The 13,961-nt window shown below is 63.8% G+C and carries 14 protein-coding genes; 2 read left to right on the forward strand and 12 right to left on the reverse strand.

All coding sequences use genetic code 11. The annotated features are described in order from the left end of the window. Window positions 1–4 precede the first annotated feature (4 nt). Complete coding sequence (locus CDV44_RS19135) at window positions 5–952, reverse strand: glyoxylate/hydroxypyruvate reductase A (RefSeq protein ID WP_087690739.1); 948 nt, start codon at window positions 950–952, stop codon at window positions 5–7. Window positions 953–1,509: 557 nt separating this feature from the next. On the opposite strand from CDV44_RS19135, the gene CDV44_RS19140 reads away from it, so the two are divergent. Further along, window positions 1,510–2,829 (forward strand): MFS family transporter, encoded by a 1,320-nt coding sequence (locus tag CDV44_RS19140; protein ID WP_058377250.1) that lies wholly within the window; start codon window positions 1,510–1,512, stop codon window positions 2,827–2,829. A 193-nt stretch (window positions 2,830–3,022) separates the two neighbouring features. Beyond that, window positions 3,023–4,048 (forward strand): MerR family transcriptional regulator, encoded by a 1,026-nt coding sequence (locus CDV44_RS19145; protein WP_087689693.1) that lies wholly within the window; start codon window positions 3,023–3,025, stop codon window positions 4,046–4,048. Window positions 4,049–4,096: 48 nt separating this feature from the next. On the opposite strand, the gene CDV44_RS19150 is transcribed toward CDV44_RS19145, so the two are convergent. From CDV44_RS19150 to CDV44_RS19200, 11 genes are all read right to left on the reverse strand, one after another. Beyond that, window positions 4,097–5,005: a LysR family transcriptional regulator gene (locus CDV44_RS19150; RefSeq protein WP_058377248.1), complete on the reverse strand. Its 909-nt coding sequence runs from the start codon at window positions 5,003–5,005 to the stop codon at window positions 4,097–4,099. Between the two features lie 37 nt (window positions 5,006–5,042). Beyond that, window positions 5,043–5,624: a Holliday junction branch migration protein RuvA gene (ruvA, locus tag CDV44_RS19155; RefSeq protein ID WP_058377247.1), complete on the reverse strand. Its 582-nt coding sequence runs from the start codon at window positions 5,622–5,624 to the stop codon at window positions 5,043–5,045. A 144-nt stretch (window positions 5,625–5,768) separates the two neighbouring features. After that, complete coding sequence (locus tag CDV44_RS19160) at window positions 5,769–6,731, reverse strand: amidohydrolase family protein (protein ID WP_087689695.1); 963 nt, start codon at window positions 6,729–6,731, stop codon at window positions 5,769–5,771. Window positions 6,732–6,794: 63 nt separating this feature from the next. Next, a complete protein-coding gene (locus CDV44_RS19165) occupies window positions 6,795–7,733 on the reverse strand; it encodes a VOC family protein (RefSeq protein WP_087689697.1) in 939 nt (312 codons plus the stop codon). A 25-nt stretch (window positions 7,734–7,758) separates the two neighbouring features. Further along, window positions 7,759–8,679 carry a fumarylacetoacetate hydrolase family protein gene (locus CDV44_RS19170; protein ID WP_087689699.1) on the reverse strand — a complete coding sequence of 307 codons (921 nt, stop codon included), beginning with the start codon at window positions 8,677–8,679 and terminating at the stop codon, window positions 7,759–7,761. A gap of 59 nt (window positions 8,680–8,738) precedes the next feature. Then, window positions 8,739–9,140 carry a RidA family protein gene (locus CDV44_RS19175; RefSeq protein WP_058377243.1) on the reverse strand — a complete coding sequence of 134 codons (402 nt, stop codon included), beginning with the start codon at window positions 9,138–9,140 and terminating at the stop codon, window positions 8,739–8,741. 31 nt (window positions 9,141–9,171) lie between these two features. Beyond that, window positions 9,172–10,245 (reverse strand): Ldh family oxidoreductase, encoded by a 1,074-nt coding sequence (locus CDV44_RS19180; RefSeq protein ID WP_087689701.1) that lies wholly within the window; start codon window positions 10,243–10,245, stop codon window positions 9,172–9,174. Next, window positions 10,235–10,657 (reverse strand): cupin domain-containing protein, encoded by a 423-nt coding sequence (locus tag CDV44_RS19185; protein WP_087689703.1) that lies wholly within the window; start codon window positions 10,655–10,657, stop codon window positions 10,235–10,237. The genes CDV44_RS19180 and CDV44_RS19185 overlap by 11 nt, the downstream gene beginning before the upstream one ends. Before the next feature lie 114 nt (window positions 10,658–10,771). Beyond that, window positions 10,772–11,542, reverse strand: a complete 771-nt coding sequence (locus CDV44_RS19190) for an ABC transporter permease (protein ID WP_087689705.1) — start codon at window positions 11,540–11,542, stop codon at window positions 10,772–10,774. Then, window positions 11,530–12,390 (reverse strand): ABC transporter ATP-binding protein, encoded by an 861-nt coding sequence (locus tag CDV44_RS19195; protein ID WP_087689707.1) that lies wholly within the window; start codon window positions 12,388–12,390, stop codon window positions 11,530–11,532. The genes CDV44_RS19190 and CDV44_RS19195 overlap by 13 nt, the downstream gene beginning before the upstream one ends. After that, window positions 12,387–13,418 (reverse strand): ABC transporter substrate-binding protein, encoded by a 1,032-nt coding sequence (locus CDV44_RS19200; RefSeq protein ID WP_087689709.1) that lies wholly within the window; start codon window positions 13,416–13,418, stop codon window positions 12,387–12,389. The genes CDV44_RS19195 and CDV44_RS19200 overlap by 4 nt, the downstream gene beginning before the upstream one ends. Between the last annotated feature and the right edge of the window lie 543 nt (window positions 13,419–13,961).

A 13,961-nucleotide genomic window follows, 5' to 3' on the forward strand; every position in this document is an offset into this window, starting at 1 on the left:
GGCGTCAGTACCCTCGCGTAGCGTCGTAGACAAACGGCAGTGGCGCGCCTCGCAAGTGCGCTCCGAGCACATCGGCCACCTGCCGCGCCCGCGCCGCATACGACACGGTGGAGGCGATGTGCGGTGTGATGACGATCTTCGGATGCCGCCGCAGCGCGTCGCCGGGGGGCAGCGGTTCGAGATCGAAGACGTCGAGAACGGCCGAGCGCAATCGGCCGCTGTCGAGGGCGTCGAGCAACGCCTGCCGGTCCAGATGCGCGCCGCGCCCGACCTGAATCAGGCTGGCACCGGTGGGCAGACGAGCGAATAGCCCGCGATCCAGAATGCCCCGCGTCGCGGGCGTATCGGGCAGGAGATTGATCAGAATGTCGGTCTGCGACAGCATCGCGTTGCGCTGCGATTCACCGGCAAAGACATTCACGCCGTCGAGCGATTTCGGCGTGCGTGCCCAGCCGTTCACTTGGAAACCATGGACGCGCAGCCGCGTCGCCACGGCACGGCCCAGTTCGCCCAGCCCCAACACACTGACGCGGGTGTCGCGGGCGAGCCGCCCCGTGCGCGCGTTGGCCCACTCGCCATCGCGCTGCGCGGCAATCAGTACCGGCATGTCGCGCACGATGGAGAGCGCCGCCCACGTCACGTAGTCGCTCATGCGCTCGCGCGTTTCGTCGGTCATCATGCGTACGATCGGCACATCCGCCGGCAACGCCGGGTCCGCCAGAATATGGTCGACGCCCGCTGCCGCGCTCAAAATCAATCGCAATTTCGGGTAGTCGGCCAGCCGCCCGTGATCGGGCTGAAACACGAGCGCGTATTTCACGCAGCGTGCATCGACGAAGGGATCGTCCCAGCCGTACACCCGCAGTCCGGGCATCAGGCGAGCGAAATGATGCTGCCACTCCGTGAGCGCCGCCTCACCGCCCGACTTGATCAATAACGTATCGCCTTGCATGACTTCACTGCTGGTTTGCTTCTGGCCGAATCGGGCCAAATCGGACCACTTCGGACGGCCCGCACGCGTGAGGGCCAACGGACGAAGTAGCCCTTCATGGTAATGACCCGCCCGCGTGCGGCTAACCAATGGATATCGAAAAGCAAATAAGTGCCCGAGAGAAATAAGCTTTGCATCCGGGTCATAACGGTTCGCAGCGGTTGGCAGCGGTTCACAACGGCTCGCGCGCCCGGCCCCGTCTCGCATGGCGAGAAATTCAAAGAATTTTTGCGCCCTCGTACTCCCTGCCGAAACAGGCCGTCACCCTGTGCAGATCACCGCCTGACGCGGTTGATCACCATGCTGCAACGCAACAATCCCGGCGATTATTTCCAATTCCGAAATGATCAATCCGGCGCGTGGGCATTGCCCCGGCCTGCGGGTAACCGCTATAGTTGCCCCGCCCCCGCGACGCGATGTGCGGATTCGTTAATGTGTGAAGTGCATATTGGATGGACCCATCGCATTTGCGTCATGTTGCAACGTGATTAACGCGATGCCGCACATCGCCAATAGAAATGAGAGACACAGTCACAACGAGCGCCGACACCACCAACGCCCCGCCCACGCCGGAAGAAGTGCGCAAACGCGTCTTCGCCATCGTGGCGGCCTCGTCCGGGAATCTGGTCGAGTGGTTCGACTTTTATATCTATGCGTTCTGCGCGATCTACTTCGCGCCGGCGTTCTTCCCGAGTTCCGACCCGACGGCGCAGTTGCTCAACACGGCGGGTGTGTTCGCGGCGGGCTTCCTGATGCGCCCGATCGGCGGCTGGATCTTCGGCCGTATCGCCGACCGTCAGGGCCGCAAGAACTCGATGGTCATCTCCGTGATGATGATGTGCTTCGGCTCGCTGCTCATCGCCGCGCTGCCCACGTACGCCAGCATCGGCAACTGGGCACCGGCGCTGCTGCTGTTCGCACGTCTGCTGCAAGGTCTGTCGGTCGGTGGCGAGTACGGCACCACGGCAACCTACATGAGTGAAGTCGCGCTCAAGGGCCGTCGCGGCTTCTTCTCGTCGTTCCAGTACGTGACGCTCATCGGCGGCCAGTTGCTCGCCGTGCTCGTGGTCGTAGTGCTTCAGCAGTTGCTCGACGAAGCCGAACTCAAGGCATGGGGCTGGCGCATTCCGTTCGTGGTCGGTGCGATCACGGCCGTGGTGGCGCTCATGCTGCGCCGTACGCTGCACGAAACCTCGACGGCTGCCAGCCGTACGAATAGCGAAGCCGGCACGCTCGCGGGTCTGTTCCGTAACCACAAGGCCGCGTTCTTCACGGTGCTGGGTTACACGGCCGGCGGCTCGCTGATCTTCTACACGTTCACGACCTACATGCAGAAGTATCTGGTCAACACGGCCGGCATGCCGATCAAGACCGCCAGCTACATCATGACGGGCTGTCTGTTCGTGTACATGTGCATGCAGCCGATCTTCGGCATGCTGTCGGACCGTATCGGCCGTCGTAACAACATGCTGCTGTTCGGTTTTCTCGGTGCGATTGCCGTGGTGCCTATCCTGACGGCGCTCAAGACTGTGCAAAGCCCGATCGCGGCGTTCCTGCTGATCTCGCTGGCCCTGGCCATCGTGAGCTTCTACACGTCGATCAGCGGCATCGTGAAGGCCGAGATGTTCCCGACGGAAGTCCGTGCACTGGGCGTGGGCTTGGCCTACGCGGTCGCTAACGCGATCTTCGGCGGCTCGGCGGAATACGTGGCCCTCGGCCTGAAGAAGGCCGGTCAGGAGCCGACGTTCTACTGGTACGTCACGGCCATGATGGTGATCGCGTTCTTCGTCAGCCTGCGCTTGCCGCGTCAGGCGAAGTACCTGCATCACGAGCATTGATGCCGCAAACCGGCGCGCTGGGCTCGCGCCGGTCTGTCACTGCATGACACGTCCCGCCTCCCCGGCGGGACGCTCAGCCTCCCGCCTTGCTTCAGTCCCCCTTCCCCCGAATCAGTCGCATAAAATCCCTTGACCCTCACGTTACGTGAGCCTTCAGCCTTGTCTTACGCCAGAAGATGATGGGAGTGCCCGGATGTTGCTCAAAGTCGGTGAATTAGCCAAACGTAGCGGCCTGACGGTGCGCACGCTCCACCACTACGACACGCTCGGCCTGCTCACGCCTTCGGCGCGCTCCGATGCCGGTTATCGACTCTACGACCGCCACGACGTTGCCCGCCTGCACCAGATTCAGGCGCTGCGCCGTTTCGGGATGTCGCTCACCGACATCGGGACTTGGTTGGCAAGACCCGACGTTCCGCTGGCCTCGCTGATTACCCGCCAGATCGACATGCTCACGCATCAGATCGACGAGGCCGCCCGGCTGCGCGACCGGCTCACCGGCTTGCGCACGCAACTGGACAGCGGCGAAGCGCCGGATCTTGCCGAATGGCTGACAACGCTGGAGTTGATGACCATGTACGACAAGTACTTCACGAAAGACGAACTCGCCCGCCTGCCGCTGTATCAGAACGACGTCGCGCGCGAGACCGAATGGCCCGCACTGGTGGCCCATGTGCAGGCGCTGATGGCAAGCGGCGACACGCCGCAGAGCACGGCGGCGCAGGCAGCCGCCCGCCGCTGGATGGCGATGGTCGAGCGCGATACGGGCGGCGACGCCCGGCTGCTCGCCAAGCTCAATCACATGCACACGACCGAATCGCAGATGGTGACGCAAACGGGCATCACGCCCGAACTGATGCGCTTCGTGCAGGAAGCCTTCGCGCAAACGAAGTTCGCGATCTACGCGAAGTACCTCGACGAGGATGAATTCCGCTTCTTGCAGGCGAACTATCTGACCTACACGTATGAATGGCCCGTGCTGATTGGCGAGCTACGCGATCATCTGGAAAAAGGCACGCCGCCGCAGTCGCCCGACGTCCAGACGCTCGTGCAACGGTGGATGACGTACTTCCGCTCGTACGCGGGCGACAATCCCGCGACACACGCGAAGATCCGAGCTGCCCATTTGAACGAGCCGGAATTGATGGCGGGCACGTTGGTCGATGCGCGCCTGATCGATTACCTCAAACAAGGCATGGCGTCGCTTCGGCCGCAATAACGGTCGGGCGTGATCGGCGACGCAGAGGAAGATGAGAGGTCGGCGCGCTCAAGGCGCGTCGTCGGCGTCGCGCTGGGCGGCCTGCCAGATGGCATCGAGCACGTGATGCGGCTGGTGGCGCCGCCGGTATAACGCAATGTCGAAACCAATCTGCCAGTCTTTGCCACCGACGATGGCGAGCGTCCCCCGGCTGACGTCGTCGGCCACCAAGCGCTGCGGCAGCCATGCGATGCCCGCACCGCGCCGTGCCATCGCCAGAATCGCCTCGTAGGAATCGGCCTGATAGACAGGCTTGAGCGTCGGCCGGTTCGGCATTTCCGCCAGATGGCGCGCCAGCACGGCGCGCAGGGTGAGCGTGCGGGCAAACGCCAGCCATGGAATCGGTGTCGGCCCGGCCGCCAGACGGTATTTCGCGCGCCCCTTCGCGTCGAGCGCGCTCACCGGCACCAGCACCTCACGCGACACCGTCAGCCAGTCGAAGCGCTCGCGATCGATGAGCAATCGTGTGTGCGGGCTCGAATAGACGAGCAGCAGATCGACCTCGCCCGACGCCAGCCGCAGAATCGCTTCCTCGGCGCCGCTGGTCGAGAGCGTGGCCGTGAAAAAGCCGATGCGCGAGGCCGTCGCTTCATACCAGTCGGGGAAAAACGTCGCGGCCAGCGTGCGGCCGGTCGCGATCTTCAGGTTGTTTTCGAGCGTGGGGGCGGCGTCCTGCAAATGCGTGCGGGCGCCGTGCAGAATTTCAAGCGCGTTGGTCGCTGCATCGAGAAAAACAGTACCTGCGGCGGTGAGTTCGAGCGGCTTGGTGCGCTCCACGAGCCGGGTGCCGACCCATTCTTCCAGCGCACGAATGCGCCGCCCGAACGCCGGGTGCGTGACGAAACGGTTCTCGGCCGCCCGCGTAAAACTGCGCGTGCGGGCGAGTTCGACGAAGTCTTCAAGCCACCGGAGTTGCATGCCGTTTCCTCACGCCAACAGGTTTGCGAGCGTCAGATCAGCCCTTCGAGAGCGACTTGAGCGCGTGCCGGATACCGTCGGACACGCTCGTGCCTTCCGGCACCGTCTTAACGGCGGCGAGCGCTTCCTTGTCGGAATAGCCCAGTGCCAGCAGCGCGTTGACCACATCGCTCTTGTGATCGTGCGGCTTCGCGGTACCGGGCGCCGTGCCCAGTTCTGCGCCGAGCTTGCCCTTGAGTTCGAGCAGCAGACGCTCGGCAGTCTTCTTGCCGATGCCCGGAATCTTGACCAGACGGCCCGACTCTTGCAGCGTCACGGCCTGCGCAATGTCGGCCACGCTCATGCCCGAGAGGATCGCGAGCGCGGTGCGTGCGCCCACGCCGGAGATCTTCAGCAATTCGCGGAAGGTGTTGCGCTCGTCCACGGAGCCAAAGCCGAACAGCAGTTGCGCGTCCTCGCGCACGATGAACTGCGTGAGCAGCGTCACACGCTCGCCAACGTTCGGCAAATTGAAGAAGGTGCTCATCGGCACCGAGATTTCGTAGCCAACGCCCTGACAATCGACCAGGAGATGCGGCGGATTCTTTTCCAGCAAGATGCCGGAGATGCGGCCAATCATTGACGCCCCGAGAGAGTGACTTTTCAGGCGGCAAGTGTAGCAAACGGCGGGCGTGACGCGGGGGCCAGCTTTCGGCGCCCCGGCCAGCATGGGTTACGACGACGCACGCCCGGCAGCAAACCGCGCAATGTCGTCCGAAAACGCTCAGCGCAGGCCGTCGAGCAGCTTGTGCGCGTTCTCCGTACGGATAGCCTCGGCCAGCGCCGGGTCGGCGTCGGCCAACTGCGTGTGCGGTGTGAGCAGCCCCATCGGGAACGGCCAGTCGGAGCCGAATAGCACATGGTCTCGCCCGAACACCGATGCGCTCAGCGCAAGCGCCTGCGGATCGTGCACGATGCTGTCGACATAGAAGCGCCCGAGCGTCGTGCGCGGCGTCGGCAGCGACGTATCGACGCCGGGCCGGGCCGTCCGGTAGCCGCGCTCGTACCGGCCGGCGAGTATGGCTGTTGCGCCACCGCCGTGCGCCAGACAGAAGCGGATCTTCGGATGCCGTGCGGCGACGCCGCCAAACACCAGATGCGAGGCCGCCACGGCAGTCTCCACCGGGTTGCCCATCAGGTTCTCGAGATAGAAGTTGGCGAGGCGCGTGTCGCAGCAATGGCCCGGATGCAGGAACACGAACGCCCCCTGCCGGTCGAGCACACGCCATAACGGTGCATAAGCGTCGTCGGACAGCGTGCCGTCGTACCCGCCAGCCGCCGCTGCGTAACGCGTCTCCCGAGTATTTGCCGCCGCGATTTCTTGCGCCAGTTCGGGATGCTCAAGCGGCAGATGCACCAGCGCGGAGAGTCGCGACTCGTGCTTCGCACAAACATCGGCCAGCGCATCGTTGACATACCGGCACCAGACACGCGCGCCCTCTTCAGCGAGATGCGCGCGATATAGCGGCGGGGGAATCGACACCCACGCGCGCTCGATGCCTTGCTCGTCCATCCACGCGATCAGCGATTCCGGCGAGAACAGTGCGCCGATGCCGACGATGTGACCGTCGACGTCGAGCTTGCGCTGCGAAGCGTCCCAGCGCACGCCGTCAATGCCCAACAGCCGCGATGGCTCGATGGGGGCGAGGTGCGCGTGTACATCCAGCGCAATGCGAGGTATTGCCATGGCCCTTGCTCCGGTTGTGTTGCCCACTGCCGCATGCCGGTCATCTGCCGGCTTCAGCGACGATCAGCGTGGCTCCAGATTCGCGTTCATGTCCTTGCCCCAGAACTCGGGCGACCAGCGCGGCCCCCACGTGTAAGGCAGGTCATTCCAGTCGCGACACACCCACGCGCTGGTGATCTTGTCCATGTCGGCGTAGAACTCGACCCAACTGCCCCACGGGTCGCGCACGTAGTGAAACAGGTTCGACGCGATGGCGTGCCGCCCCGGCCCGAACCCGTCGCCATAGCCGGCGTCACGCATGCGCCACGCGCCGTAGCCGATATCGTCGAAGCCCGGCACCTGAAAGCTCGCGTGCTGAAAGCCCCGGTGCGTGCTGTTGATCAGCCCGAAGCAATGGTGGTCGATCACGCCCACACCTGCCGCCATGAACGCCACTTTGCCCGCCGCGCGGTCCGTCGTTCGCAGGCCGAGAACATCCGCATAGAAGCGCTCGGCGCGCTCCCATTCGTTCGTGAAGATCAGCAGGTGACCGATACGCAACGGTACGCGCGACTTGTCCAGCGTTTGCCACAGATTGACGTCTACCCGCCGCGACTCGCCGCCGAAGTTGTACGTCGGCATCGCCACGCGCGGCAGGGCTTGCGCCGCCGCGGGCAGCAGATGAATCCACGTGCCCCACGGGTCTTCGAACCACAGGCCCTCGCGTTGCCAGTCACCGGGCGCTTGCGTGTGCACCTTCAGACCGTTGGCTTCGATTTGGGTGACGAAGGCGTCGACGGTGTCGGGCTCGATACGAAACGACAGATGATGCAGCCGCTTCTGATCGCCGCGCGTGAGGACGATTTCGTCGCCGCTGCGGCCGAGGCAATTGCACAACAGCGCCCGCCCGTCGGCGGACGGCGTCACGTCGAGACCGAACGTGCCGTAGAACTTGCTCGCGCTCTCCAGATCCGGCACCGTCATACCGAAGCCATTGAGTCCGCTGACTGCCACCTTATCCATGAGAATCCTCGTCGAGTTGCCGTCGTCAGGCCTGTACCGGTGCGTCGATCTTCACACCGGATTCGCCACGCAGATTCGCCTTCACCAGACGATTGCGCAACTCGCCCAGCCCGCTGCCGCGCACGATGACGTCGTCGCCTTCGTGCAGGAAAATCTGCGGCTCGCGTGCGTTACCCACGCCACTCGGCGTGCCGGTGAGCAGCACATCGCCCGCGCGCAAGGTCATGCCGAACGACAGTTCCGCGATGAGCTCAGGAATGGAGAAGGCCATCTGCGCCGTGCTGGCCGATTGCAGCACGGTGCCGTTCACCACGCATTCGAGATGCACGCGTGCCGGGTCGATTTCGTCGGCAGGCACCAGCCACGGGCCGAGCGGCATCGAGGCGTCGATCGACTTCCCCTTCAGCCATTGGCCGCCGTGACGGCGTTGCAGATCGCGTTGCGATACGTCGTTCGCGAGGCAATAGCCCCACACGTGCTCCATCGCACGTTCCACCGGAATGCTGCGGCCCGTTTTTCCGATCACGACAACCATCTCGGCTTCGTAATCCCATTTGGCGGAGACGGTGGCGTCGTAAGCAATATCATCGTACGGGCCGAGGACGGTGTCGGGCCCCTTGGTGAAGAACGTCGGCGCCGTCGGCTTCGGCACATCCTGCCCGTCGCGCTTGCCCTTGCCTTCTTCGAAGTGATCCCAGTAGTTCCAGCCCGTACACAGCACGTCACGTCGAAAACGCGTGATGGGGGCGAGCAAATGCGCATCGATTGCCGGCACGCGCTCGGCCTGTGCCGCCGTGGCGTACTCGCGCGCCTGCGCAAGTGCAGGGGCACCGCCTTCGATCAGGGAAACCATATCGCCCATGGCGACTGGCAGCAGCACCCATGCGTCGTCGTGACGAATGGCGATACGTTGTTGATTCTTGTGAAGCAGCGTAGCGAAAGCCATGACGTGTCTCAGTTGTCTCGCGTTGTCTTGCAGGATTCGAATCGCATCAAGAAAAGCCGTCAGGCGTTGGGCAATACGGCGATCGCATTGATTTCGATGAGATAGTCGGGCGACACCATTTTCGTGACCTCGACCATCGTCGATGCGGGCAGTGGCGGACGGAAGTATTCGCGACGCACTTTGTGAATGGCTTCGAAGTGTTCCATGTTGCGCACGTACACATCCACACGGCACACGTCATCAAGCGTGCCGCCCGCAGCGGTCACCGCATTCTTGATGTTCTCGCACACCTGACGCGTCTGCGCTTCGATGTCGCCGACACCCGCAATGCTGCCGTCGGGGCAACGTGCCGTCATGCCCGAGATGAACACAAGCTTGCCGCGTGCCTCGATGGTCGTTGCCTGCGAGAAATGCCCATTGGGTGTGCGCAGGGCGTCGGTACTGATCTGTTCTTTTGCCATGATGAGAGTCCTGTTCTGCTGCGGGAAAACGTCAAAGGGATTGCCATGCGGCAGGCACGTCGATGCCGGCCGCGCGCGCGAGTTCGCTCAACTGTCTGGCCGTATCAGCTGACACGGGGCACTGTTCGCAGTGGTCCTGCGCGAACTGCCAACTCTGTTCGCCGGGACTGAAGACGCGGGCGACACCCGGTGCAGGCTGCGATTCGCGCACGGCGCGCGCGAAATCGCTGGCACGTTGTGCGAGCGGTTGTTGCAAGCCGAAGTGCGAGGGATCGATAGCGAGAAATGCCTGAGCGCTGCCGTAGGGCGTGGCGGTGTCGCCATACAGCGGCTGTACTTCGTTGCCCACTGCGCCGTCAGACAAGCCGCCGCACAACAGATCAACCATGAACGCCAGCCCGAAGCCTTTCGGCCCCGCGGCCGGCAGTAACATGCCGGCAATGGCGGTCGCCGGGTCGCGGGTCGGTGCGCCTTGTGCGTCGGTGGCCCAGCCGTCGGGAAGGGTTTTGCCAGCGCGTTCCGCGAGCCGAATCTTGCCCATCGCGCTGGCGCTCATCGCCATGTCGAGCACCACCGGCACATCGTCGGCATGAGGCATGGCGATGGCGAGCGGGTTGTTGCCGACACGCCGTTGCGCACCGCCGGGGGCAGGCATCAATGGCCGCGTGTTGGCCATGGCGATGCCCACACATCCCGCATCCGCCATGCGACGCGCCCAGTAGCCCGCTTCGCCGAAGTGAAATGCGTTACGCACGGTCACCATCGCAAGGCCATATTCCCGCGCCCGAACGGTGGCGAGATGGCAGGCCTGATGCGCGCTCAATTGGCCGAGCCCATTCGCGGCGTCGAGCACCAGCGTGGTCTTGCCGTCGTGCACGATCTGCGCTTCGTCGGCAGACGTCACCGAACCTGCCTTCATGCGCGCCAGATACATCGGCACCAGCATGACACCGTGCGACGCCTTGCCGCTGATGTCGGCCGCTACCAGTGCGTGCGCGACGATCTCCGCGCCCGCCGCCGACACGCCCGCCGCCGTGAACAACGCGGCGATCAGCGTGTGCAGTTGCGCGGGCGGCAGACCGTCAGGAACGTGTTCAGTGGGCATCGCGCTCGTCCGTGTACCAGTCAGGCTTTTGCGGGTAATGCGGACCATCGTAAATCTCGACCACGATGGTTTCTTCATGTGCCATCGTCGGGCCGTGCACATTGCCTTTGGGGTTGCAGTAGAAGCTGCCGGGCAGCAGCGTCACACCCGTAGACGTGTATTCGTATTTCCCGCTCAGGCAGTACATGAACTGGTTCGACGCATGCGAATGCGGTGCCGGAATACCCGCGCCTTTCGAGAACTTGATGAGCGCGATGGATGCGCCGGTGGCCTCGTCGCGCCAGAACATTTTTTCGGCAATGCCCGCGAGCGACTTGTCGCGCCACGGCATCGCTTCGCTGTGCAGCAGGATCTCGGCAAGCGAGGGCATCGGGGCACCCGTGGGTGCGGACTGGCGGTCTTCACTGCTCATGGAGCGATCTCCCTGTATGACGTATCGGACGTATCGGACGTATCGGTGCGCCGGTGTGCCTGCACAACGGCGCGGCTTTTGATGCGTAACCTTTCAGTGCGGCTTCCGCTCCTGCTACGCGGCCTCGGCGGTATGCGGCAGCCACGGTTGCAGCGCCACTTCGATCAGCGCGACGGCGCCGTACAACCCAAGCCCCAGAATCGCGAGTGAGATCAAGGCGGCGAACGCCAGCGGCGTGTTGAGTTGCGAGTTCGCCACGAGCAGCAGATTGCCCAAGCCCTCGTTGCTCCCCACGAACTCACCGATCACCGCACCGATGACCGCCAGCGTCACCCCGATCTTGGCCCCCGAGACGATGTGCGGCAGCGCCGCCGGCATCTGGATCTTGGTGAATATCTGCATGCGCGTGGCGCGCAACGACGTCGCCAGTTCCAGCAGGCTCACCGGCGTGTTACGCAGCCCGGCAGCGGTATCGACCACGATGGGGAAGAACGCCACCAGCCAGACGAGCGCCAGCTTCGATTCGATGCCGGTGCCCAGCCACACGAGAATGATCGGTGCGAGCGCGACTTTCGGCACCGACTGCATCGCGATGAGCAGCGGATAGAACATGCGATTGAGTACGGGGGAATTCGCGATGACGAAGGCGATGGGCACGCCCACGATGAACGCCAGCCCGAAGCCGTAAATGCATTCCTGCAAGGTCACCCAGCCTTGCGAGACGAGCGCGGCACGGTCGCTGACGAACGACTGCGCAATCTGGGCAGGCGTGGGCAACACCGCGATGGAGACGTTGAACATCGTGACGTAGAGCTGCCAGAGCACGATGACGAAGACGATGCCCAGCGTCGGATAGGCCACGGCACGGAGATTCACTTTTGACATTTCACGACTCCCAGCGACGCGCTTGCATGGCGCTCGTACGCGGTGAATTGCGGCGTGAAGCGCATTTCTTGCGTGCGCGGATACGGCAGATCGATGTCGATGCGCTCGGCAATCTTCGCCGGGCGGCGGCTGAACACGAGTACCTGATCGGAGAGGTAGATCGCCTCGGAAATGCTGTGCGTGACGAACATCACCGCAGCGCGGGTGTGCTCGCGCACGTTGAGCAGCAAGTCGTGCATCTCCATGCGGGTGAAGTCGTCGAGTGCACCGAAGGGCTCATCCATCAGCAACAGGCGCGGCGCGTGAATCAGCGCACGGCAGAGCGCCACGCGCTGCTGCATGCCGCCGGAGAGTTCGTGCGGCCGGGCGTCGGCAAACGATGCCAGACCGACAAGCTCAAGCAGTTCTCGTGCCCGTGACTTGGCTGCGGCGTCGGCGCGCCCGAGGATTTCCATCGGGAACAACACGTTGGTCAGTACGTTGCGCCACGGCATCAGATTCGCACTCTGGAACACGATGCCGAAGTCGCGCTGCGCGCCGGTAATCGGCTGGCCGTCGATGCGCACCACGCCGGTCGTCGGGCGAGTCAGCCCGGCGACCACACGCAACAACGTGGTCTTGCCGCAACCACTCGGCCCCAGCAGCGCGACCAGCTGGCCCGCTTCGAAACTGCAACTCACGCTCTCCAGCGCGACCGTCTGCGCATTCTTGCCGCGCGGCGGGTAGACCTTGCTCACGCCTTCGATTTCGGCGAACGGCTGGGAAACACGTTGAACAGCGGGTTGAGCAGCGGGAGCCGCGCTGGCTTGAGACGCAATGGCGTGCGCGGCGTCGCGAGGTGCGTTCATGCGCCCACCTTCGGTAGAAATTCTGTCGTGTACAACTCGGCCGCGGTGGGGGCCTTGCCGGTGATGCCGATGTTCTGCGCGATGAAGTCGAGGCTGCGTTTCATGCGATCGGCGTCGATCCAGCCCAACCCGTTCTGCTGGGTCGCCGGGCTTTGCGCGAGCGTGGCGAGCAACTTGATTTCGCCCACGGCAACTTCGTGATTGAGCCCCGGCACGTAATTCGCCATAACAGTGGCGGCGCCCTCGGGATCGGCCAATGTGTCGCGCCAACCCTGCATCGCCGCCTTGACGAAAGCGCGCACGGTGTCGGGCTGCGCCTTGATCATTTCGTCTTTCACCAGCAGGCCGTTGGCGTACAACTCCAGCCCGTTGGCCGCGAGCAGCAACGTGGTCAGTTGCCCCGGCGGCAAGACTTTCTCGATGCCTACCTGACTGAAGATGAAGTTCTCGATGGCCGGCACCTTCTTGCTCAGCAGCATGCTCACGCGCGCCGAGCCGTCGACGTTGACGAACTTGATCGACGCCGGGTCGAGCTTGTGCTGCTTCATGAAGCCCTGAATCACCTTGGGCGAGAAACTGCCCGCGCCGCTGGCGACTTCGAGACCGGTGAGCTTGTCGGGCGAGCCGGCGTTGGCGCCTGACGCGAGCGAGAAGATGGCGTAGGGCGCGCTCTGGTAGTTCATCGCCACGAAGCGCGCGCTGCTTGCGCCGCGAGCGCGGGCCAGTGCCAGCGACACCACATCGGAAAACGCAAACTGCGCGATCCCCGATTCGAGTGCCTGAATGGCTTGGGCGGTGCCCTGCCCCGGCACGATCTTGACGTTCAGACCGGCTTGTTTGAAGTACCCCTTGCCGAGGGCGACGTACCACGGCGCGTGACGTCCGAGCACCGTGAAATCGAGCGACAGGGTGAGCTCGCCCGGCGGCTTGTTCTGCGCGTGCGCGCTGCCCCACGACCCCGCCATCCAACCCGCTGTCGCGGCCCCGATCGCCTGTACTACCTGCCGACGCTTGCTGTTCATTGCCATTACCCGACTCCCAAGGAGATACCAGCCGATGACACTTGCACGCCAATGCTCACGCCCCGCTGCGGGTAGGAACTACACCCTTCACACTTCCCAGAAAAGCAGTTGTGTGCGCTTGCGGGTCGTAATATAGTGTGTGAAATGTTGTGTGATATGTTACAGAATTGCAACCGGAAAATTATTCATGTCGAGGTTTCTGGGTCGTGAAGCGATGTCGACGCGGCTTCTGAACATTGGCGGCGTGGTTCGGTGCGCGCTGCATCAGTCGATGCGTCAGACGGTACGCCGGGCGTTGCGGTTATGCCGTCGCGCGGCAGTCGGGCTGCTGACGCGGCGCCTCAACGCTGCCAGTGTGTGCGGCGCGTCGCTGGCCGCATGTCGACAGCGGCAGACGCGAGATGGCGCTGCGATAGAATGCGCGCAGCCTGTCGTGGCCGATGCAATCGCCACCTGGCGCGACGTACGCCGCTCGGTTGCCCTCGCGCAACTGGCCATTTGCCTGACCCCGAAGTGGCATCGCCGCGCTTGCCTGCCCCGCAGGCGTCA

The organism is Pandoraea sp. PE-S2R-1 (genome assembly GCF_002179865.1).
In the GTDB taxonomy this organism is placed as follows: Bacteria; Pseudomonadota; Gammaproteobacteria; order Burkholderiales; family Burkholderiaceae; genus Pandoraea.